Source organism: Paenibacillus solanacearum (genome assembly GCF_910593845.1).
GTDB lineage: Bacteria > Bacillota > Bacilli > Paenibacillales > NBRC-103111 > Paenibacillus_G > Paenibacillus_G solanacearum.
In genome coordinates, this window is record NZ_CAJVAS010000009.1 from 93,829 (window position 1) to 116,049 (window position 22,221).

16 protein-coding genes are annotated in these 22,221 nt (G+C 56.6%); 2 read left to right on the plus strand and 14 right to left on the minus strand.

All coding sequences use genetic code 11. The features are described from left to right. The first annotated feature begins 166 nt into the window (after positions 1 to 166). Positions 167 to 1,459, plus strand: a complete 1,293-nt coding sequence (hcp, locus tag KXG62_RS12430; protein WP_218092295.1) for a hydroxylamine reductase — start codon at positions 167 to 169, stop codon at positions 1,457 to 1,459. 121 nt (positions 1,460 to 1,580) lie between these two features. On the opposite strand, the gene KXG62_RS12435 is transcribed toward hcp, so the two are convergent. The 7 genes from KXG62_RS12435 to KXG62_RS12465 all read right to left on the minus strand — a co-directional run bounded on the left by KXG62_RS12435 (position 1,581) and on the right by KXG62_RS12465 (position 11,461). Then, positions 1,581 to 1,835: a hypothetical protein gene (locus KXG62_RS12435; protein WP_218092296.1), complete on the minus strand. Its 255-nt coding sequence runs from the start codon at positions 1,833 to 1,835 to the stop codon at positions 1,581 to 1,583. Then, positions 1,836 to 4,049 carry an outer membrane protein assembly factor BamD gene (locus KXG62_RS12440; RefSeq protein WP_218092297.1) on the minus strand — a complete coding sequence of 738 codons (2,214 nt, stop codon included), beginning with the start codon at positions 4,047 to 4,049 and terminating at the stop codon, positions 1,836 to 1,838. 60 nt (positions 4,050 to 4,109) lie between these two features. Further along, positions 4,110 to 5,432, minus strand: coding sequence for an MFS transporter (locus tag KXG62_RS12445; protein WP_246627412.1), 1,323 nt, complete (start codon positions 5,430 to 5,432; stop codon positions 4,110 to 4,112). After that, positions 5,419 to 7,050, minus strand: a complete 1,632-nt coding sequence (locus tag KXG62_RS12450) for a PEP-utilizing enzyme (protein ID WP_218092298.1) — start codon at positions 7,048 to 7,050, stop codon at positions 5,419 to 5,421. Before KXG62_RS12450 ends, KXG62_RS12445 begins: the two co-directional genes overlap by 14 nt. Before the next feature lie 45 nt (positions 7,051 to 7,095). Next, positions 7,096 to 7,992 (minus strand): PEP/pyruvate-binding domain-containing protein, encoded by an 897-nt coding sequence (locus KXG62_RS12455; RefSeq protein ID WP_246627421.1) that lies wholly within the window; start codon positions 7,990 to 7,992, stop codon positions 7,096 to 7,098. A 264-nt stretch (positions 7,993 to 8,256) separates the two neighbouring features. Further along, complete coding sequence (locus tag KXG62_RS12460; protein WP_218092300.1) at positions 8,257 to 9,567, minus strand: ABC transporter substrate-binding protein; 1,311 nt, start codon at positions 9,565 to 9,567, stop codon at positions 8,257 to 8,259. Between the two features lie 70 nt (positions 9,568 to 9,637). Then, a complete protein-coding gene (locus tag KXG62_RS12465; protein ID WP_218092301.1) occupies positions 9,638 to 11,461 on the minus strand; it encodes an FAD-dependent oxidoreductase in 1,824 nt (607 codons plus the stop codon). A 135-nt stretch (positions 11,462 to 11,596) separates the two neighbouring features. On the opposite strand from KXG62_RS12465, the gene KXG62_RS12470 reads away from it, so the two are divergent. Beyond that, a complete protein-coding gene (locus KXG62_RS12470; protein ID WP_218092302.1) occupies positions 11,597 to 12,427 on the plus strand; it encodes a helix-turn-helix domain-containing protein in 831 nt (276 codons plus the stop codon). Between the two features lie 53 nt (positions 12,428 to 12,480). Here KXG62_RS12470 and KXG62_RS12475 read toward each other — a convergent pair whose 3' ends face one another. The 7 genes from KXG62_RS12475 to KXG62_RS12505 form a co-directional block, all read right to left on the minus strand. Next, positions 12,481 to 13,791 (minus strand): ABC transporter substrate-binding protein, encoded by a 1,311-nt coding sequence (locus KXG62_RS12475; RefSeq protein WP_218092303.1) that lies wholly within the window; start codon positions 13,789 to 13,791, stop codon positions 12,481 to 12,483. A gap of 1,073 nt (positions 13,792 to 14,864) precedes the next feature. Next, complete coding sequence (locus KXG62_RS12480; RefSeq protein WP_246627413.1) at positions 14,865 to 16,043, minus strand: N-acetylglucosamine-6-phosphate deacetylase; 1,179 nt, start codon at positions 16,041 to 16,043, stop codon at positions 14,865 to 14,867. 38 nt (positions 16,044 to 16,081) lie between these two features. Further along, positions 16,082 to 17,395, minus strand: a complete 1,314-nt coding sequence (locus tag KXG62_RS12485; RefSeq protein WP_218092304.1) for an ABC transporter substrate-binding protein — start codon at positions 17,393 to 17,395, stop codon at positions 16,082 to 16,084. 81 nt (positions 17,396 to 17,476) lie between these two features. Next, a complete protein-coding gene (pelA, locus tag KXG62_RS12490) occupies positions 17,477 to 19,000 on the minus strand; it encodes a pectate lyase (protein ID WP_218092305.1) in 1,524 nt (507 codons plus the stop codon). Between the two features lie 170 nt (positions 19,001 to 19,170). Then, on the minus strand, positions 19,171 to 19,992 hold the full coding sequence (locus tag KXG62_RS12495; RefSeq protein ID WP_281426774.1) for a rhamnogalacturonan acetylesterase: 822 nt from the start codon (positions 19,990 to 19,992) through the stop codon (positions 19,171 to 19,173). A 77-nt stretch (positions 19,993 to 20,069) separates the two neighbouring features. Next, a complete protein-coding gene (locus KXG62_RS12500) occupies positions 20,070 to 20,816 on the minus strand; it encodes a glucosamine-6-phosphate deaminase (protein ID WP_218092306.1) in 747 nt (248 codons plus the stop codon). Positions 20,817 to 20,856: 40 nt separating this feature from the next. Further along, positions 20,857 to 22,095, minus strand: a complete 1,239-nt coding sequence (locus tag KXG62_RS12505; RefSeq protein WP_218092307.1) for a Gfo/Idh/MocA family protein — start codon at positions 22,093 to 22,095, stop codon at positions 20,857 to 20,859. Positions 22,096 to 22,221: the final 126 nt, after the last annotated feature.

A 22,221-nucleotide genomic window follows, 5' to 3' on the forward strand; every position in this document is an offset into this window, starting at 1 on the left:
ACCGCCGCAAGCGACAACCGCCGCGGAAAGCCGGAAACAAGAACAGTGACATGTGTCACCATTTCGCCAGAAACGCTGTGACAGACATCACTTTGACTTTCTCCCGTTTCTGATAAGCTAATCGTTGTAAAAGAAACATAGCAAATCATCGAACGGAGGGCGCATCATGTTTTGTTACCAATGCGAACAAACACCAGACGGCGGCTGTAAGGTTATCGGGGTATGTGGAAAAGACGAGACGATCGCTAGCCTGCAGGATACAATCATATTTGCGCTGAAGGGAATCGCCGCTTATGCGACTCACGCCAGGCAGCTTGGTTATACCGACCCGGAAGTAGATAAAATCACACACGAAGCGCTTTATCTCACGTTGACCAACTCCAACTTCAATTTACAGGAACACCTCGATATGGCTATGAAGGTCGGCAATGCCGCAGTGCGGATCATGGATGTGCTCGACCGTGCGCATACGACGCATTTCGGCATTCCACAGCCGGTCACCATCCCGCAAAATAAGATCGAAGGCAAGTGCATCGTCGTGACGGGGCACAACCTGTATGCGCTCGAAGAGCTGCTGAAGCAGACGGAAGGCACAGGCATTAACATTTACACCCACTCCGAAATGCTGCCGGCCCACGGGTATCCGAAGCTGAAGCAATATGCCCACTTAAAAGGAAATATCGGAAAAGCGTGGTACGACCAGCGCCGACTGTTTGAGCAGTTCCCGGGCGCGATTCTGGCGACGACAAACTGTGTGATGCCGATCAAAGGCTCGTACGCGGACCGATTCTTCTCCTACGAGGTGGCTGGTCTTGAGAATGTCACGAAAATCGTCGGCGAAGATTTCTCACCGCTGATTGCGCGGGCGCTCGAGCTGCCGGAGGCTCATATCGATTCCGAGCAAGTGCTGACTACCGGCTACCATCACGAAACGGTCATCGGGCTTGCGCCGGAAATCATCCAAGCAGTCAAAGACGGCCTGATCAAGCGCTTCTTTGTCATCGCCGGCTGTGACGCTCCGGGCAAAGGCGGCGAGTATTACCGGGAGCTTGCGACATCGCTTCCGAACGACACGGTCATCTTGACGACATCTTGCGGCAAGTTCCGTTTCAACGACGTGGATTACGGCACGGTCGCAGGCACCGGGATCCCGCGGTACATCGATCTGGGCCAATGCAATAACTCCGGCTCCACGGTCAAAATCGCTTTGGCACTCGCCGACGCCTTTGGCTGTACTGTCAACGAGCTGCCAGTGAGCATTGTGCTGTCGTGGTTCGAGCAAAAAGCCGTCGCCATTCTGTTAGGCTTATTCAGCCTTGGAATCCAGGATATCCGGATCGGTCCGAAGGCGCCGGAGTTCATCAACGAAGGCGTGATGAACGTGCTCGTCGAGAAATTCGGCTTGAAGCTGATCGGCGATGCGCAAGAGGACATGGCAGCAATGCTTTCGCTGCACTAATCCGCATAAGGCATTATCATCAGACATCATCTTAGGCAAAGTCCTCCCGCTCCGCAGCCGCGCTGCAGCGGGAGGATTTTTTACATACCGCTTGAATTGAAAGAGAGGCATGCGTGCCCGATCAGTTGCCGTACATGCGCCATTCCCATTCTCCGCTCGGCACGAACTTGCTTTTGATGCGCGCCAGCATGGTGGAGGGCTGCCCATGGAGCGCGCCTTCCGCCGTCTGGTTCGAAGATACGCTTAACCGGAGGCCGCTGTTGCCGATATACAAGTAATTGAGCGCTTTGCCTTCAGCAGCCGTCACTAGCACATACACCCAGTCTCCGTCCGTCATCGTTTCGTGAGCCGATGTGCGGTTTTGATGCTCATTCACCTAGCGCCGAACCGATGGCGAAAGCCTTTTGTCGTCAAGGCTCAGCTTTTCGTAGCGAACCGTGTAACCGGGATTGTAAGACGCAGAAACAGGTTCGTCCTGTGCCTCCGCTTTGGCCGCCAGCCGTTCCAGCTGCTTGCCGGCATCCCGCGCCTGATCGCCCTCAGGATACTGCTCCACAATCTGTTCAAGCCAGCGCTTGTCTTTCGTGTGGGCGTAGATCAGCATCAGCGCGTCATCCGACAGCTCGGACTCGGGAAACGTTTCCTCCAGCAGCTTCGCATATTCCGTCACCTTCTCATTTAGCTTGGCTCCGGACATATGAAACGACACTTCTTCTCCATAATGAGCGAGCTTGCTGTAGCTCAGCGCGATGGAAAACAGCGTTTTGGCCGCCGTCTGCGCATTCGCCTCCTGAATGTCGATCTTTTGAAATTGTTCGATGGCTTGAACAAGATGATTGAACCGTCCAATATAACGGTCCAGCGGCTCGTTGTAATCCATATTTTTCACTCCGCCGAGCCAAAAGAAACTTTGCCGCTCCCTCCGCCATAGATGGTTGTAGTACAGCATAGGCTCCCGGTAAATCGCTGCCGCCAAAGCATACTGCCGGTCTGCTTTGGCCGGTCCGGCTGCTTGCTCCGCTTCTTCCGTCAGCTTCGCCATCCGCTCGGCCAACCGCAGCTGCTCCCCGACGTTCTCCCAGAACGGATACCGGCTTGCCGCGAGCGAGATTTCCTGCACGTGCCCTCCAGCTAAAGCGTCGGCCTCCGCAAACAAATCTTTCCCTTGATACGCATCGATAAGGGATTGCAGCGAACGGACCGCTTCCCGGTAACGGTTCTCCCTGATCAACTCAACCGCAAACGAATAATCCAGCCAAGGCTTTAACCATGCCGGCAGCCGATCCGAACGAACCGCTGTCAGCCGATCTGAGGACATCTCCACATCCAGCACAAACAGCAGCATCCCGCTTGCGGCGTAGCCCAAATCCCGGTCCCCGAGCTGCGAAGCCCGAGTCAGCCAGAGCATGGCGTTCTCTCCGTCCCCGGTCAGCTGGTAGCAGCGCGCCAGCCGGTAAGCGGCATCGTCAGCCCCCGGATGCTTCGGGTAACGCTCCAGAAAATCATTCCACAAGCCGATCGCTTCTTCCGGCGATTCATAGTCGTTTCCTTCCGCATTGTACCAGCCGTCGTCTTCGTAATAAAAATACGGTTTTCCGCGAATCGATTCGTAGAGGCGCGCTCCTTCGGCCAGCGCTCCGGCCGGGTACAGCTCCGTCAACGCTTTCTCCACCCGTCCGTTCAGGACAACGGTAAAACCGTCTTCGGTCCCGCTTCGATACAGCCGCTCCGCCGCCTCCCTATCGCCGCTCGCATACACCAGTATTTGATCGATCGTTTGCTCGATCGCCGAATCGTCCGTTACTGCTGCAAGCTGACGAAGCCATAGCGCCGTCTCTTCGTCCGGCTTCGGCCCGCGGATGAGCCTGTCGATGATCCGCAGCTTGTGAGCCGAGGTCAGGTCGTTTGCGTGCTTTTCGTACAATCGAATGAGACTCGCGCCGTTCTCGTAATCTAACGCAAAATCAATGATGCCTTCCTGTTGCGGCTTATCCTTGTAGACTGCAAGCCATTCATCCATGCGATCCGCATCCAGCCCGTTTTTGCTGCGCAACACGCGAAGCAGCGCCTGCGTTCCGTTGCGGTCCGCGGATTCCAGTCTTCGCAGCACGATCGGTTCATCGCCGTCGCGCAGCGTTTCGGCGACCAGCCGGATGTACGGCTCACTCTCGTACATTTCCAGCGGGAACGACGCCGTCCAGTCGAGCAGCGCCGGCAGCAGCCTCGGGTCGTTCCACAGCTGCGCTGTCACGGCCCAAAACCGCCAATCGGGAGACAAGGCGGCATCCGATTGCACCCCGCTACCCTTCCCCGCTGCGGCAGTGCGCAGCGTCAGCCGCTGCAACGCGGTCGGAAGCAGCAGCTCGCGCGCCTCGGCCAGCCGGTCGGCAAGCTCGGGCGGGATCGCATGATCGCGCTCGAACGCCTCCTTCGCAGCGCTGACCGCACGAACCAATTCCTCCGGCCAAGCCGATTCCTTCACCTGCTCCATCGCTTGAACGAAATGTCCGGCATCGTTCAGCGGAATGCTGGCTGCGGTCAGCGCAGCCGTAACCGCCAAAGCCATCCATCGGGATAAACGCTTCATCATCTTCACCTTTCCGTACGATAAGGTACACAGGTTTTTGACGTGAAGTGCAGGAAAAAGGTTCTAATTCTGTGCAGAAACTTTGCGGGCTTCCCTGAATCCCTGTGACAACGGCACGCCGATCACGGCAAGCGCGAGCAGGCAATAAAACAAGCTGTGATAATCGGCCATCAGACTAACCATGACGGAAGCGGCCATCCCTCCAATATATCGGAACGTGGAAAAGATGCCGGAAGCGACGCCCGACATGTCTCTGGACACGGATTGCAGCGACGCCGACTGCATCGACGGGGTGCCGATTCCCGCCCCGACGCCGCCCACCAGCAATACGGCGGCGATAAACGGAATCGAGGGGTACCCGTATATGCCCAAGCATCCGAGCAAAGCGGCGCCCTGCACGATAAAGGATATCCGGACCAGCCTCCGTTGTCCGAGCCGCTCGCTCCAGGAACCGCCGAACCAGGAGAATACCGACATGGCCAGCGAAAAAAGAAACAGCATCATCCCGGCCGCCTGGACGGAATAATGGAATTGCTGTTGCAGCAGCACCGGCATCACCAGAATCGTGCTGTACATCATCGCATTGCTGAGCAGGATGGACACATTGGCGCTGGCGAACATCGGCGACTTGAACAGGGCGAACCGGATCAGCGGTTCCGTGCAGCGCAGCTCCCGCCGAATAAACAACATGACCGTAACCACAAGCAAGGCTGCTGTCCATATGTTGAACCATTGCGGATGAGTCACGATCAAGGTCAACAACGTAAGCCCGATCGCAAGGTATGCGGAACCGGGAATGTCCAGCGACTGTCCGCTGCGAACCGGCGCACTCTTGGGCAGGTAAGCGAAGGCGGCGGCGAGACTGAACAGAGCGAACGGTAGGTTTACCCAGAAAATCGACGTCCACCCCCACAGCCCGATCAGCAGTGAGCCGGCTAAAGGTCCGATCGCCGCACCAAGCCCCATCAGCAGGCCGAACGTTCCGAATGCTTTGCCAAGCTGTTCCTTGGGGACGACCTCGCGAATCAAGGCGCTTGCGTTCGGCGCCGCAATCGCGCCGCCTACCGCCTGAATCGCCCGAAATACAATAAGCCACAGCAAATGGAACGAAAAGATGCAGGCGGCCGCAGCAGCGAGAAACAACCCCATCCCGAGCAAAAACATCGTCCGTTTCCCGTACAAATCGCCCAGTTTCCCGGCAATCGGCTGCACGGCCGCCATGACGATCAAGTAAATCGTAATGACCCACGAAGCTTGGGACAGCGGGACAGCCAGCGCTTCGCTGATCGTAGGCAATCCGACGGCGATCATGGTGGAATTGACGGGAACGAGGAACGTTCCCGTCAAGATGGACAGCAGGACGAGCCGCTGGCTAGGCTTGCCCAAAATGCACCACCCCTTTGGAGCCGTCCACCGTCACCCGGTCCCCGTCTTTCAGCACGGAGGTTGCCACTTTGGAACCGACCACCGCAGGCAGCTTATACTCCCGTGCAACGGTCCCCGCATGAGACAAGATGCCCCCCGTATCGGTAACGATCGCCCCGACGATCGAGAACAACGCGGTCCACGGCGGGGTCGTCGTTCTGCACACCAATATGTCGCCATGCTCTACTTTACCGAAATCGTCCGGCCCCGAAACGACTTTCACCGTTCCCGTATACACGCCTTGCGACGCCGCATAGCCGGTAAACGTCCGCTCCTGCTCACGAATGTCGGGAGCCTTTCCTCCGAAGACGCGTTCTAACGCCGGGTCGAGCGGCTGCTTCGGCGGTTCTCCGTAGAAGGGAGGCACCTTCTTGCGCTTGTTGGCTTCGTGCTCCTGCTTCCGCTGCTCTACTTTGCCCTGCTGCGCCGACGGTGTGGATAATACATCCAGCAGTTCATCCAGATACAAATGGAACACATCCTCGCGATCCGCGATTGCTCCGCATTCCACAAGCAGCTCGCCGACCTGGAGCAGGAACGGTCTCGATTTGGCAGGCAGCATGGCGTCAATATAAAAGTGGTGATCTTCGTCGAGTCCCCACGAATCGAGCGCCCATTGATACATCGCAGCGAAGCGTTCCTTCAGCTCCCCTTCGGGCAGCTTGGCTAGCAGCGCCTCCGCCCGTGCTTCACGCTCCTTCACGATACGGGCAAACTGCTCGTCGAAGTTGTAATCCTTCTGGAGATATGAGGCAATGATGCGCAGTGCATACTCCGGATTTTCCGCCCAGGTCTCGTCGGCGAACTCATGCGAATTGGCCGAGCGGTGGCCGTATTCCTCCAATACGAGCCGCAGCTGCCGAAGCAGCTCCCGCCCTCCTTCGGTCTCTTCCAGGCGAGCGGCATATCCCGATTCAGCCGGCTGCGCCGTCAATGCCGCCCTTGCCAGCGGATCACCTTTGGCCTGGTCAGCCAGTCTCCACAACGCCCGGTCCGTCTCCAGCGACTTGTTCATGACGCCTGTAAGCAGGTCGTAGACAACTGTCGTATCCGCTTCGCCGGTGAGCTGGCCGTACATGTGCTCCAGCGCCAGAAACCCGCCTCGAGGCATAACGATTTCGAAGTGAAGCTGCCACGCACGGCGGTAAAAATCGAATAATTCCATCACGCGCGCTCTCGCCACTTCCAGTGTCGAGGTCGTATTCCGGTAGTCGTCCAGTTTCCGGTAAAACGGCAAAAATTCATTTTCGACAAAGCCGGTCAGACGCTCCTTCTGAATGGGCAGCAGGGCAGCGACCACTTCTTTATGCGCCTTGTGCCGCTGCTCCGGATCGCCTGGAAACGGGACGTTCTGCTGATAAATGCGGCCGTCCGCCAGTTTAAACCGGAACTGTTCCAACGGGAACTGCAAATTGTGAAAGGCACGCTTCGTCCCTTCCGAGACGGCCGGTGCCATGAAGGAGGCGAATAAAGGCGTAATCGCATGCGGCAGATGGACGTCGTCTTGCACCCAGAATCCTTGCTTCTTGTCTTCCTCGCCTAACAGAAGTTCATTTTGAAACGATTGCGTAATTGCCATATGAAACCTCCCCATGAATTGAATTGCAGATTGGGACCGCCTCCGCTACGCAGTAATCGGACGTGCTTGCAAAATATAAATGCGACCTTGTTTTATCGCGAACTCTATATCTACCGGATTGCCATAGATCGCCTCGATCGTTTGGGTCTGTTCCGCAAGCAGCCGCACCTGCTCCTCCGTCAAACAGAAGCGGTTTTGTTCCTCCTCCGTCGTATCGGCTTCCACCGTCCCTTTGGCCGCAGCGACGATTTTCATTTCTTTACAGCCCAATTCCTTATGTATGCTGCCGCTTTGTTTGTCAATAGAGTACATATCCGGGGTAACGAGTCCCGAAACAACCGCTTCCCCTAACCCGTAGCTGGCGTTGATAACCATTTCCCTGTTATTTTGCGTGACTGGATTCATGCTGAACGCTACGCCGGACACCTCCGCTTGAACCATGAGCTGGACAAGCACCCCCATCGGCCAATCGCGTATGTTCCAGTCGATACGGCTTTGCAGCGCATAGCCTTGTACCCGGGCCGAGAACAGCGACGCCCAGCAGCGCTTCAAGCTATCCAGCAAATGAGGCAAATCCGTCACGTTCAATATCGTTTCATACTGCCCTGCAAACGAAGCTTCTTCCAAATCTTCGGCCGAGCAAGACGAGCGCACGGCTACGGCGATCTCGCTCCTGCCCTCCGACTCTATCAGCTGCGCATATGCGTCCGCGACCTCGCTGCGTACGTCATCGGGAACGGACGCTTCAAGGACCCGATCCTCAAGCCCGCTGTCCCCGGCGCTCAACTGCAAGCCGTTGTGGGACAAAAACCGGTCCAGCGCCTCCGATGTAACGATAAAACCGCCGGGGACCGCAATGCCGCGTCCGCTCATCCGGGCCAGCTGCAGCGCTTTCGAGCCGATTCGCCGCAGCGGTTCCCGATCGGCCTCGTTCAATACCACGGTGAACAACCTAACGCCTCCTTTTTCGTTAATTCCGCTACTGTCAGTAAGCGTACTTCATCATATATAGCATGGATCGGACCAATTATTAATATTTTGTAAATCTACTTTTTAGCGGGGCAAGATGGGCGGGACTTCGCCCTTGGCGCCGGCATGCGATTAAGCCTCCCCTCGTAATAGCGAAAGCCCCACAGCCGCTCCAGGCGGTTGTGGGGCTTTTTACAATCGGACAAACACATCAAGCTCAGACGGCGGAAGGTCGATTCACTTGCCGCCTTTTTCCGCGCTGACCATTTTGTCGATTTCTTCGTCGGCCTGTCTCAACGCCGTGTTGACGTCGAGCTTGCCGCTAACGACTTCTTTAAATTTTGTCGCGCCGATGCTTTCGGCTTTCGATCTGTACTGCGAAGCGACCGGATAAGCGACGGGGAGGCTTTTGAATATGCTGGGCAAATGTTTGTCTTTGAGCAGCGGATTGTCGCTGCCGAGCGCCTGCTTGACCTGAGTGCTTTTGAGTGGAGATAAGCGGGCGACCTTCGATAGCGCCAACTGCACTTCTTCCGAAGTAATGAGATCGATGACCTTCACCGCATCCTCTTGGTGCTTGCCCGTCTTGGTTGCAGTCATGACGTATACGCTGGCATTGCCGTACGTATTCGGCTTTTCCTTGTAGTTGGGATATTGCGCAATATCCCAGTCCAATCCGTCCTTCTGCGCCGTAGTGAGCTGTGTTAGAATGTTCAGATCCAGCAGAACCCCCAGCGTTTTGGTTTTCATAAATTGATCTTTCGGCGATGCCGAGATCGCCTCGTTCCCCGGAATGCTGTAGATGGCTTTCCCGAGCTCGAATACCCGCTTCCATGGCTCCGTGTTCATCGTCGCTTTATCGGTCTTCGGATCAATGGCGGCGATCCCGAGCGCCTGTGACATCCACACCTGATTGTTACCCGGATCCAGACCGCGGTACTGCGTTCCTCCATCCATGCGCGTGACTTTTCGAGCCAGTTCGATCAGTTCCTCCCAAGTCATGCCGTCTTTGGGGTAGGGAACGCCAAACTTGTCAAAGATACCCTTGTTATAATACATCGCGTGGTAGTTGACATTGATCGGAAGGCCGTACAGCTCGCCTGTTGGCGAAGCGTTCTTCACATCCGTCATGTAATTGTTCTCGAACCGGCCGACATCCACATTCGCCTTTTTGAACAAAGGCGTCATATCAAACAGCAGGTCCCTGTCCTTAAATCCGGCCAGCGCGCCGTTGTACGTTACGAAAAGATCCGGGACGGTGCCGGCGGCCAGCAAATTATCAATCTTCGTACTGCCGCTGTCGGGATTGTAATTGAGCGTAATGTGCGGGTATTTCTTTGCCAAAAATTGCTGCACGACCTTTTGAAATTCCTCATCCATTGTGGCGCCTATTCCGCTGCTGGCCACCTCGAGCGTTACCGGGCTGGCGTTGTTCTGAGTTCCCGGTTGATCACCTGCGGTCTGACCGCCTGTCGAGGTTGTGCTGCAGCCGGATGCAATAACACTGCTCAAGAACATGAACGACATCATCGTAATGATTTTTCGCATAAGTCGCTTCCCCCAATGATAACGTTTTCAAAATCCTGTACCAAAGCCGGACGGCTTCGGTATTTCTATTTTATTCACAACGGATTTCGATGATTCTCGCATGATCCAAACCGTTCGTCGCCATAACTTCCAGACGCAATCGGGATACATCCGTGAGCGCAACTTCGAATTCAAGCTGACGCTGGTAGTTATTCCGGATATGTGCCACTTCGGTGACCGTCCCTCCCGACTCCGCAAGCAGCTTGAATTCCTTCAGCGTCTCCGGCTGCGGCCCCCACACCTGCCTTGCATACACGGAGTCCTGATGCGAGAGCATTAACTGGCGATGAAGACCGGTATCGAGCACCAGCGTGATTGTGCGAAGGGCGACCGGTTCGTTCCAGCGCAGCTCCAGCCACGGCTGCTCATCCGTCGGCGCGGACATCCAGCGATGCAGGCCGGGCTCCGTCAAATCCGGCCGGACGCCGCGCGGGCCATGCACGGTGCGGGTATGGCGGTCGACGACCTGCGACGCCGCGCCGCCCTCCTGCTCGGAAGAAGCCGTAATTTGCGCTTCTGCGGCCAGGTTGCGGTCGGCGAGCAGCCTTCCGGGCAAGTAGGCACCCTGCCTGAGCAGCTGCTGCTGCGCCAGCTGCACCAGCTCCCGGTCGCGCCACGCCTCTTGCAGCGGCTTCCCGCGCGTTACCGCCGTGGCGGCGAACGTGCCGAGCCCTTCGCCGATGACGGCGCAGGTCGCCATCACCCGCGTGCTGGAGAAAGCGATGTGCGTAGCCGACAAGTTTCTTCCGGCAAACATCAGGTTGGCAATATTCGCGCTGACGAGCGACCGCAGTGGGACGCCGTACATGTAGGGCGTGAAAGGCTGGTTGCACGGCTTCGTATCCTTCGCGTCGATGCCTCCCGGCGGGTGCGTGTCCATCGACCAGCCGCCATAGGCGATGACATCGTCGAAATCGACCGCCTGCTCCAGGTCATTCTGCGTCAGCACGTGATGCCCGATGAACCGTCGCGATTCCCGCTTGCCCGGCAAAAATCCGAACCAATCCAGCGCCCAGTTCTCCGACTCCGGATGCTCCCCGCTATTCTTGATATGATCCCAGATGCCCATCAGGATCGACAGCAGCTCGTCGCGGATCGCCTCGTTATCCTTGATCGTATCCAGCATGCCGCCGAACTCGATCCACCAATAACCGTATTCCCACGAACGGTGACCGCGGAATTTGAGGTCGTCCTCCGTAAACTTGCGAGCCCACGGCGGAGCGGCAAAAGGCATCGGCCTGCCCATATTTTTGGCAGTGAACAGCAGAGAAGAGCCGAGCCGGTATGCATCCCGGATCGTCTCGGCGGCAGCCTCGCCGAACTCCTCGGCCGCTTCCCGTCCCGTTGTATGGCGCGCGCCGGCTTCAAAGCCAAGCCGGCCGTCACCGGTGCAATCGGCGAATATATCCGCTTCGATCTCGAAATGATCCTCTGTGCTCTCCCGGTTGGCGTACGCCGCCGCAATCCGGTCGCCGTCCATTTTGACACCGACCACCGTCGTATTCAACATCAGCGTCAAATTCGGTTCAGCCCGGCATTTCTCATACAAAATTAAATCCAGCATGCTGGCGCTTCGCTGCGGGTTGCGTACCGCACATTCCAGCGCGATTTCCTCCATGATACCGCTTTCTCTAGCCTCGGTCTGCAGCTCCTTGCCTCTTGGCGACGCTCCGCAAATATGCATCCGGATTTCCGACGACGCATTTCCTCCCAAGACCGGACGGTCCTGGCATAAAATGACGGACGCCCCGTTTCTTGCCGCAGCCAGCGCAGCCGCGACCCCGGTCATCCCGCCTCCGGCGATAAACACCTGTGTGCGAAGTGCGGTCCTGCTGCCATGATTGCTTTGATTCATCTCTGCCCCTCCTCGAAGTTTTCGTTAATTTTATCGTATCGGAACCGTCCCTCTGTTGAAATGCCGTTTTTTAAGTTACACTATATACAAAATTAAACGGAGTGCTTCACGCCCCGTGCGAAAGGACGATGCAAGATGAAAGCGTATGCACCCAGCGATTTCCTCCCTCGTCTGAACCATTCTTATTATTGGAAGCGGAAAGAGCGATTCAAATTTTACGAAGATACGTATAAGGAGTGGGTTGTCATTGGAGTGGAGGACGGGTCGTTCTTTTACGAGATTGACGGACAATCCGGAACGGCGACGCTCGGCGATCTGTTCATTTGTCCGCCTCATCTGAAGTTTCGCCGGGTCGTCGTTACACCGTTGACGTTCTTCTTCCTCCGGCTTGGCTGGGAATGGGTGCAGCCGAGCGAGCCGTCCGAGGATGAGCTGCGGGAGCTGCCGATCGGTAAAATCAGCATCCGCGACACGGCCCGCCTGAGCGCCAATTACGCGGTCATGAAGCAGGCGGAGTCACTCAATCTCGAACGCAAAATTCATATCCAAAATCATTACCTGCGCGATATTTGGCTCAAATATTGCTGCGAAACCGGCGAGGAATCGTGGACTGAAGGCCGGGAACCGGCTGCCGGCCGCGAAGCCGATCCGCTTATGGAGAAAGCGGCGCTGCTCATCCACAAATCCGCCTTTCAAAAGCTCGACCTGAAACAAATCGCAACCGAGCTCAACCTGAGCCCGGTGCGGTTGACGCAAAAATTTAAAGACGATTTCGGCGTCACGCCGATTCATTACCTGACGTCGATCCGGTTGAAAAAGGCGACGACGCTGCTGATCGAAACGAATTTGACGCTGGAGCAAATCGCCGAAAGCATCGGCTACCAGAGCGGGTTTTACCTGAACCGCGTGTTCAAAAACCAAATGAAGATGACGCCCGCCAAGTTCAGGGAAATGAACCGGGTATAAGGGCAGGGCGTACAGGCGTAAAGGGCGTCGCGCTCAGACGGCGAAAGCCGGGCTCATTTGCCGCCTTTTTCCGTGCTGACCATTTTGTCGATCTCTTCGTCGGCCTGTCTCAAAATCGTGTTGACGTCGGCTGCGCCGCCGATGAACTGCTTGAACTTGGCAGCGCCGATCCCTTCGGCTTTGGATCGGTATGTCGAGGCGATCGGATACGAGACGGGAACACTCTTGAATATGCTCGGCAGCCGCTTGTCTTTGAGCTGCGGATTCGCGCTTCCGAGCGCCTGCTTGACCTGCGGGCTTTTCAGCGGAGACAATCTGCCGAATTTGGACAAAGCCAGCTGCACCTCTTCCGAGGTGATCAGGTCGATGACTTTGACCGCTTCCGCATGATGCTTGCTCGTCTTCGTTGCGGTTATGACGGATACGCTGGCATTGCCGTATGTATTCGGCTTCTCTTTATAGCTCGGGTATTGCGCGATATCCCAGTCGAGGCCTTCCTTCTGGGCCGCCGCCAGCTGCGTCAGGATGTTCAAATCCAGCAGCATGGCCAGCGTCTTGCTCTTCATGAATTGATTTTTTGGCGATTCCGATATCATGCCGTTCCCCGGGATATCGTATATCGCCTTGCCCAGCTCGAATACCCGTTTCCACGGATCGGTATTCATCGTCGCTTTATCCGTCTTCGGGTCGTTGGCGGCGATGCTGAGCGGCTGCGACATCCACACCTGATTGTTGCCCGGGTCGAGTCCGCGATACTGCGTTCCTGCGTCCATCCGGGTGACTTTGCGCGCAAGCTCGATCAGCTCCTCCCAGGTCATCCCGTCCCGGGGATATTCGACACCGAACTTTTCGAAGATGCTCTTGTTGTAATAGAGCGCATGGTAGCTGATCATAAACGGAAGCCCGTACAACTCTCCTTGGGGGGAAGCGTTCTTGACGTCCGTGATGTAATTGTTTTCGAACCGGTTGATGTCCACATTCGCCTGCTTGAACAGCGAAGTCATATCGAATACGAGATCTTTGTCCTTGTAGCCGGCCAATGCGCCGTTATACGTTACGAACAGATCGGGCACGGTGCCTGCCGCCAGCAAGGCATCCAGCTTCGTACTCCCGGACTCCGGATTGTAGTTGACAGTAATATGCGGATATTTCTTTCGAATAAACTCGTTCACCACATTTTGAAAATCTTCGTCTACCACGGTAGTGGAGGCGTTGCTGGCCAGCTCCAGCGTAACCGGCGTCTTGTTGTCTTCAGCCGCCGTTTTATCGCCCGCAGCCGTGCCTCCGGGCGAAGTGGAACTGCATCCTGCCGCCGTTAAACAGCTCATGATGACTAACGATGAATATGCCATTATTTTTCTCATGAATCGCTTCTCCCTATTGATAACGTTTTCAAAATTGAATGCCAAAGCCGGCGGTTCCCACACCTGCCTTGCATAAACGGAGTCCTGATGCGAGCGCATTTACCGGCGATGAAAACCTATGTGCGATGCGCGGTTCTGCTGCCATGATTCCTTTGATCCTTTTTCGCCTCTCTTCTGATCCGCTTTAGCCTCTCTTCGAAGTTTCCGTTAATTTCATCGTATCGGAACCTTTCCCCCGTTGAAATGCCGTTTTTTAAGTTACACATATACAAAATTAAACGGAGCACATCCTTTGTGCGAAAGAATGTTACAGGTTGAAAGTGTATGCTTCCTTCACCCTGCACCCGCGTTGCATCAGACCACTACTGACCGTCCCTCGCTTCACCTTGCACCATTGCTTAACCGCACCCTCTTCGCTGTGCGACGATCTGGCCCAAGTATATGACCGCGAAGTAAGTAGGGGAAAATGAACTAATAGTAGGCTCAAAACAATTATTTTCGGATAAAATCATAGATTTTAGGTCAACAATAGCCCAAACTGAACTATTCAGAGCCATCTCCCTCTGAATAATTCGATTTGGGCTATAAGAATGCATTTTTGCATATTTCCGCCGCAAATTAACAGCTGCACCCCAATAAATAGTAGGGTTTCACGCACTGCATATTGCCAATGTACGACGTTGCACTTAAAGTAACCTTCCTCCCAGCCTTCCTCCCGCTCCCCTCTTTCCTCTCGCAGTTTGCCACTCTTACCTCTCCCCTCCTCTCGTTCTTCCCGCTTCGATTGGGAGGCATTGCGGCTGCTACCTCTTGCTCTCTCTTGCCACTCTCTGCTATCCTCTCGCCTCTTCCTGATTCGACTGGGAGGTCACTGCAGCTTGCTTCCTTTTGCAAGCTTGTCTTTTGCCGATTTGAGGACAAATGATGCCTTGCGCTCGCGGTGACACGATCCTATTTAACATAAAGAGAACCGCTCCGGTTCATGACGGAACCAGAGCGGTTTAGGGTTTATAGCTTACAGTTTATGGAAGGTGTGTGCTGGCGAAAATCCTCACCTCACGCCGGCAATCCGTTTACAGCATCGCATCGCCGCGTTTATACGTCTGCTCGAGCACAAGGCGATCTCCCTCGCGGCGGAACAGCACCAGATCGGCCGGCGCGCCTTCGGCGAGACCACCGGCTTGCGGCAAGTTCATGAACGAGGCGGGGCGGATCGACGCCATATCCCAGGCGCCGGGCAAGCTGCACAGACCGCCGGCGACAAGCCGCTCGATTCCCCACAGCAGCATTTGCGCGGAACCGGCCAGTATGGCCGGCTGCTCGGCCAAGTGCAGCTTGCCTTCCGGCGACTTGACGACTTTGCCGCCGATGTTTGTCTCATACGTCCCCGGCGGCATGCCGCTCAGCGATACGGCGTCGCTGACGAGCATCGCTTTGTCGCCTTTCACCCGCAGCGCCGTCCGGATAAAGGCGGGCGGCAGATGAAACCCGTCCGCGATCAGACAGGCGGACAAGGCGTCTTCGGCCAGCTGATCCCAGATGTAGTTCGGGTGCCGCGGCAGGACGGGATGCGCACCGTTGCCGAGATGGGTGGACAGGCGGGCGCCGGCGCGCACGGCGTCGCGAATTTGCTCCGACGTCGCCTTCGTATGGCCGATCGATACCGTGACGCCGCTGTCAGCGCATTTCTCGATAAAATCGGGCGCTTCCGCCCACTCCGGCGATACGGTGATGATCTTGATCCGGCCTTCGGCCGCCTCCTGCCAGCGCCGGAACAGGTCCCAGTCCGGCGGGCGCACGAACGACCTGTCGTGAGCGCCGCGCGGACCATCCTCCGGCGAAATGAACGGTCCTTCGACGTGGATACCGGCAATGCAGCCGGCAACTTCCGCATACCGGCTGCAAGCCCGCGCAATCGTGGCCACGGCCTCACGAATCGCTTCAGGCGCGTTCGTAATGACCGTCGGGAAATACGAGGTCACGCCTTCCGCCCACAGCTCCCTCGTGATGTCGCGTACCATCTCTTCGTCAAACGGCAGCGTGTTGAAGTCGCGGCCGCGGTATCCGTTGATCTGCAAATCGGTCAGCCCCGGCGCCAGCCAAGGCAAATCCGCCTCCGGACGCTCCAGCTCCGGCTTGATGATTTCGGCGACGACGCCGCCGGCGATACGGACCGCAACCGGCTCTCCCGTGCGGTAATGCCGCCCCTCAATCCAATGATCCCGGCTCATGCTGCGATCACGTTCCCCCATACGATAAGGCCACCTCCGATTAACATCACCTGCTCGGGCTATTTCAACTTCAATTCCCTGATGCTCTTAATCGCTTCCTCTTCGGCGGAGCGCAGCGCCGTATTGATGTCGATCTCCTGCTTCGCCAGTGGAACGAGCTTGTTATTCAAGATTTTCTCGATGCTCACGTCGTACACGCTCTTCGGGGAAATCGGGGCGAATTTGTTGTGAAAGACGGCGTTAAAGTTTTTGTCCTTGAACGGCGTATCCTGGCCGAGCAGCTTCTTGATCGACGCATCGCGGAGCACCGGCATCGTTCCTTTGCGTGCCATTTCCGTCTGGTATTCGTCCGAGCCGAGAAATTTGATGACTTCCATGGCGGCTTCTTTGTTTTTGCTCATTGCGGTCACGCTGAAGTACGTCGGATACGCTTGCGAGCCAACCCCAGGCATTTCGCTGAACGTAGGGAGCGACACCATGTCCCAGTTCAATGGCGCGATTTCGTCCGGCACCGTAAACGGCATGGAAGACAAGAAGACGAACATGGCCAAGTACTGTTCCTTGAGCAAAGCTTCCCGGTACGGCAGCTTATTCTTCAATTCGATGATCTTCTCCTTGTAGCCTTCGTCCGCCGCAGGGTCAATGATCGTCTTCTGCAGCAGCTTTTTCCACTGCTCCTGATTCACAGTCGGCGTATCTTTTCCCGGCTCGACATACGGCAGCGAGAACGAGTTCATCCGGAACAGATGCGTTGGCGACACGGTCAAGCCAAGGTACTGCCTGCCGCCTTCCGTTCGCGTCAATTTGCCCGCCAAAGCCAGCGCTTCATCCCACGTCATGCCGTCCTTCGGATACGGGACGCCGAACTTGTCGAAGATCGCTTTATTGTAGAAAAGCACCAGATTGCTGTTGTATACGGGCAGACCGTACATTTTCCCACCGGAGATTTGTTTCATCGCATCGATCAGCGTAGGTTCATACCGGTTGACATCGACGCCGCTTTGTTTCATCAGCCCAGTCATGTCGTATTCCAGCTGATATTTCAGCAAGCCATCCGAGAAGTTGCCGATCGAATCGAAGTAGATGTCGATAACCTGTCCGGCGGTAATCAATTCGGGCAGCGTCGTCCCCGGCTGGCTGCGAATGTACTTGATCGTGTACTGCGGAAATTTTTTGCGGATGGCGTTGCCGATTCGCTCGTTGAAGCCGTCCTCCGAATCTCCGGCCATCATGAAGAACGTAAGCTCGGCCGGCTTGGACACGATGCTCTCCTTCGGCTTTTCGGCTTCTTGGCCTCCGTTTCCCGTTTGACATGCTGTCATGAGTGACAAGAGCGCTGTACCGGCAAGGACCACCAAACGTTTCGTTTTCATTGCGGTTGCCTCCCCTTCTATGGATCAAAAGCCCATCTCCCTCGCTGACTCGACTCCGATGTCGGTTCAAATCTACTCAAGCTATTCGGGCCGGACGCCCCCGACGATCTTGACCAGCTGTCCGAACGGCAGCGATTGCTTCGAGGCGGACAAGGATTCGCCGCCGACCGTTTGCACGTACACCCGGTTTTCGTAATAGCCGGTCGCAGCCGCCGTCCGAAGCAGCGGCGCGGGCCAGGTGCCGCCCCAGCTGTAGCCGTTTCTTCGTTCATCCTCAATGTCCAGCAGATTGCGCTTGATCACGCCGTCGCGCCCGGAAAACACCGGAAGGTTCGTACCAATCTCGTAAAACCGGTACCAGACCGAGCTGCCCGCATCCGCAACAAAATTGGAGCCGATCGGCGTCCTTGTATCGTATTTCATCCCTTTCACCCGCGCCGCCTCCAGCCATTCCAGCGCCCCCTTCACCGTCGCAGACACGGCCTCCGGCGGATTCGGAACCGACATCAAATATTGGACGACCGCCGCCGTCTCGGCACTGTACACGGAAGGATGCTCGTACGGCCGGCCTTGCCGCGGCGCATAGGTGACCGGATCATGCTGGCCGCACCAGCCCGTGAGCTTGCCGTCCGCCACGATCTGCGACTTCAGGATATAATCAAGCCCCCGGTCGAGCGCAGCTGGGGCGCGGCGGCGTATGGCCGAGTCCACGATGTCCGTATCGAACGGATACTTCGCTTCCGCGACGAGGCGAAGCGTCTCCATCACCCTGGTCATGGCGTTGTCGTTAAACGTCACCTCGTCGGAATAATTGCCTCGGGCCGGATACACCTGCGGCCATCCCCCGCTCGCATACTGCATTGTCAGCAGGAAGCCGATCGCCTTCCGCACCGCTTGCTTGTATCGGTCGTCCTTCGTTTGGTCGTACATGATCGACAAAAATACCATTTCGCTCGTTGTCGCCCCGTTGTCGATCTCTCCGATTTCCACCCCGGATTTCGTCGTCAGGTCGCTTCGCTTTTCCGTTCCGTTCCACGGTCGGGCGTATTGGGCCTGCATGTTTTTGTACCAACCGCCATGGTCCAGCTGCCAGGTCAGCAAGCGGTCGGCTTGCTTGACGTTCGCTTCCCTGATGCCCGTATCATAGCCGTCGGTCAGCAATTTGAGCTTCGCCGGATCGCGGCTCTCCGGCACAACGAGCGAGCCGTCGGGATGGAACCGGTCGCTGACAGTGAACACCGCAACCGTCTGATTCCGTTCATTCGTGCGGGTCTGCACATGCTCCACCGTGAGGAAGCGGGTGAGCTTCGGATTCAGCTCGTACCAGGAACCGGCAGCGGCCACGAGCTTCACATCGGCGGCGACGAACGGATTCAGCTTCTCGCTGAACGTGACTTCCACGGCATGCGTCCCGGCCGTCTCCGCCTTCACGATGACGGGAGCACGGCGATCCGCATCCGCTTCGCCGCTTGCCGCCGGTTTCGATTCGCGGGACGCGGCGTTCAGACAAGCCGTTACCGTCAGGCTGGCGCCGCACAACAGCAGCCCGCCGAGCAACGCGTACTTGAGCGCAAATGAAGCGCTTGCTTGCTTCCATTGTACCAATTCCAGGCCGCCTCCTCCGCCCATTCATACGTACCGGATAAAGCGTCGTTGCGCACGCAGCAGCGCATAACCGCCCTAGATACCGCCAGCTTCACCGGCACGGCTGCAAAGCCGAATGCACAATTCGGCGTCGCATGGACGACGATCGGTCGCATCGCCCCTCGCCGCGATTACCCAGGTTCTCCAGCGGCAGCGTTCCCGTCACGAATTCGCGAAGAAAGAGGCAGGCCGGACTCCCGTATGCCTTGGATCACCAGCCGGGCCATCTCCGACGCTCCGTATTCGTTGAAATGCGTCAGATCGGCGGAACCGTCCGGATAATTCGGGTATTCCCCGGGCGCCAGCATCATGAACAATCTCTTGGTCGCCTCTTCACCCAACCGTTCGAACCGTTCTCTGGATTTCTCGTGCAAACGAATGACGGGAACCTGCTGTTCCTTGCCCAGTTGGATCATGGCCGCCGGGTAATCGCCGTGCGTCTGTCTGAGCCTCCCTTTCGCGTCGAAGCTGCCGCGCTGCATGGGAGTAACCAGCACGGGGATCGCCCCCTTCAAGCGTGCGCCGTCGATATACCGGCGAAGATACGATGGATAGGTTGTATCCGGGTCGGTACCGACATCAAGGTCCTTCGTCTTCTCGTCGTTATGGCCGAATTGGATGAATAAATAGTCGCCTTGCTTTATTCGGTCGAGAATCGGCTGCAGCCGGCCTTCATCGATAAAGCTTTTGGAGCTTCTTCCCGACGCTGCGTAATTATGCACCTGAACGCTGCTGTTAAAAAACGACGGCAGCTGCTGTCCCCATCCGGCAAGCGGAGCTCTGTCAGCAGAATAGCTGGCCACGGTAGAGTCTCCGGCCAAGTACACGCCGATGTTCGGTTGCTCCGATACCGTGGTTCCGTCACCTGCTTGGGATGAAGCGCAGCCCGTGACACCGCATGGAGAGAGCATCATGGCGGCTGCCAGCATAACCATCATGCTTTTCTTCGCCAACTCCATTCCTCCCTCCCTGCAAATTTGTAACGAAAAATCAATAGTAATCGATTTCTATCATAAAATAAAAACTTCGATTATACCGTGACCTTGCCGGCATCCGCCTTCGACGCCGAGTCCTTGTCAAGATACAAGGTCCATTGGGGATGGGTTTTCAAAATCGTGGAAGGAATCCGGTTCGTGACCTCATTTTCCAGTGTAAGCTTGATCGCGTTTGCTTTCACCTGGTACGGAACGCATGAGATGATGACCGCGCTTTTCAAAATTTGCCGGATGCTCATCGTAATCGCCTGCTTCGGCACGTCCTCAATCGAGCGGAACCAGCCTTCGCCGACCTGCTGCCGTTTGCACGATTCGACGAGATCGACGACGAGATACGGCTCCTCGGTATCGAAATCGGCCGGCGGATCGTTAAATGCGACGTGCGCGTTTTCCCCGATGCCGATCAAGGCGAGGTCGACCGGCGCTTCGTTCAAGCGGGCGTTCAACTGCTCGATATTGCGGCGAATATCGCCTTCGCCGTTGACCAATGCGTAGCGGCTGATCGGAACATGGGCGAGGAATCGTTCCTTCAAATAGCTGCGGAAGCTGGCCGGATGCGTCTCCGGCAAATCGACGTATTCGTCGAGGTGGAACATCTCCACCTTGCTCCAGTCAACGTCCGCTTGAACGAAATGCCGCAAAAATTCAAGCTGCGACGCGCCCGTGGACAGCGTAAGCCGCGCTCTGCCGCGCTCCTTGATTGCTGCGCGCAGCACCTCCGCCGCCTGTTCGGCCGCCGCCTTTCCGAGTTCTTCCGGGGTGTTCAGCACTTTGACTTCCATCGTGCAGTAGCCTCCTTCAATGTCGTTTAGTAAATGACTGTTAGTGAATGAATGTGGGGTTGTTGTGCAGCAGCTCTCGAATGACGACCGGTTTCTTGTCGGCGATCGATAGATTGGCGGCCGCTCCGATCAGCAGCGACATCGCGCCTTCCCAAGACCCGGCCTGCTGCCCGAGCGGGTCCTCGAGATCGCCGGCGAATAGCATGCGGCGCAGCCGTTCGTCGCCGCCTCCGTGCCCGCCGCCTGCTTTGCGCACTTGAACGGTAGTCAAGTCTCCCTTGCGGTCAAACAGGCGAACCGTGTTGTAAGACGTGCCGGACAGCGGACCGCTGGCGAAGTCTTCCGCTTCGAGTCTGCCCTTGCTGCCGACGAAAGCGATTCTCCACCCTTCCATCGGGTTATACGCCGTCAAGGAATAGGAGAGCGATGCGCCTTTCTCATACTTGGCCTGGACGGTCATCGTATCATAGATATCGATTTCTTTTGCAAAAACACATTGGTCGCGAATATATCCATCCTCCGCTTCGGCCTGATAATACAACTGATTGACCGTGTCGTTTGCTGTAATGTCGTAGTAAAAATCGCACGTATGGCGATGGTCGCACGATCGACATCGCTCGCCGGCATGCGCTCCGTTCCGCCCGTAAAACCGCAAATCGCCAAAGCCGTGCACCGTCTCCGGCACGTCGCCGAGCCACCAGTTGACCAAGTCGAAATGATGCGTCGACTTGTGCACCAGCAGCCCTCCGCTGTTGCTCATGCGGCGATGCCACCGGCGAAAGTAATCCGCCCCATGCCTTGTGTCCAGAAACCATTCGAAATGAACGCTGTGAATGTCGCCGACAGCTCCCGAGGCGAGAAGCTCCTTGATCCGCACCATGTACGGAATAAACCGGCAGTTGAACGTGACGGTGACGCTGCGCCCTGTCTTCTTCTCCGCCGCGAATATCGCGTTCATTTTGTCCGCGTCGATCGTCAGCGGCTTCTCCGACACGACGTCGCAGCCCGCTTCGAGCGCGCGGATGATGAACTCGTGATGATTGCGGTCGATCGTCGTCACGATAACCGTATCGGGCTGCGTCGCCTGCAGCATGCCATCGAAGTCGTCGAATAGGGCGATTCCGCTGCCGCCGCACAGACGGCTCATCGTCTCGGCCCGCTTCAGATTGACGTCGCAGATGCCGACAAGCTTGGCGAACGCCCCCAGCTCGGATACGAGCGGACGGGCAAACATGCTGAGCGCCCGTGCGCCGGCCCCCACGATTGCATAGCTCTTCATGCCTTCAGTCCTTTCCTGCACGGTATAGAAATCGATTTCTATTCGCAGAATATCACATCCGCTGCCGCTTTGTCATCAGGGAATTTTAAAAAAATGTAAATTCGCACGCTTGTGCGCTCATCGCAC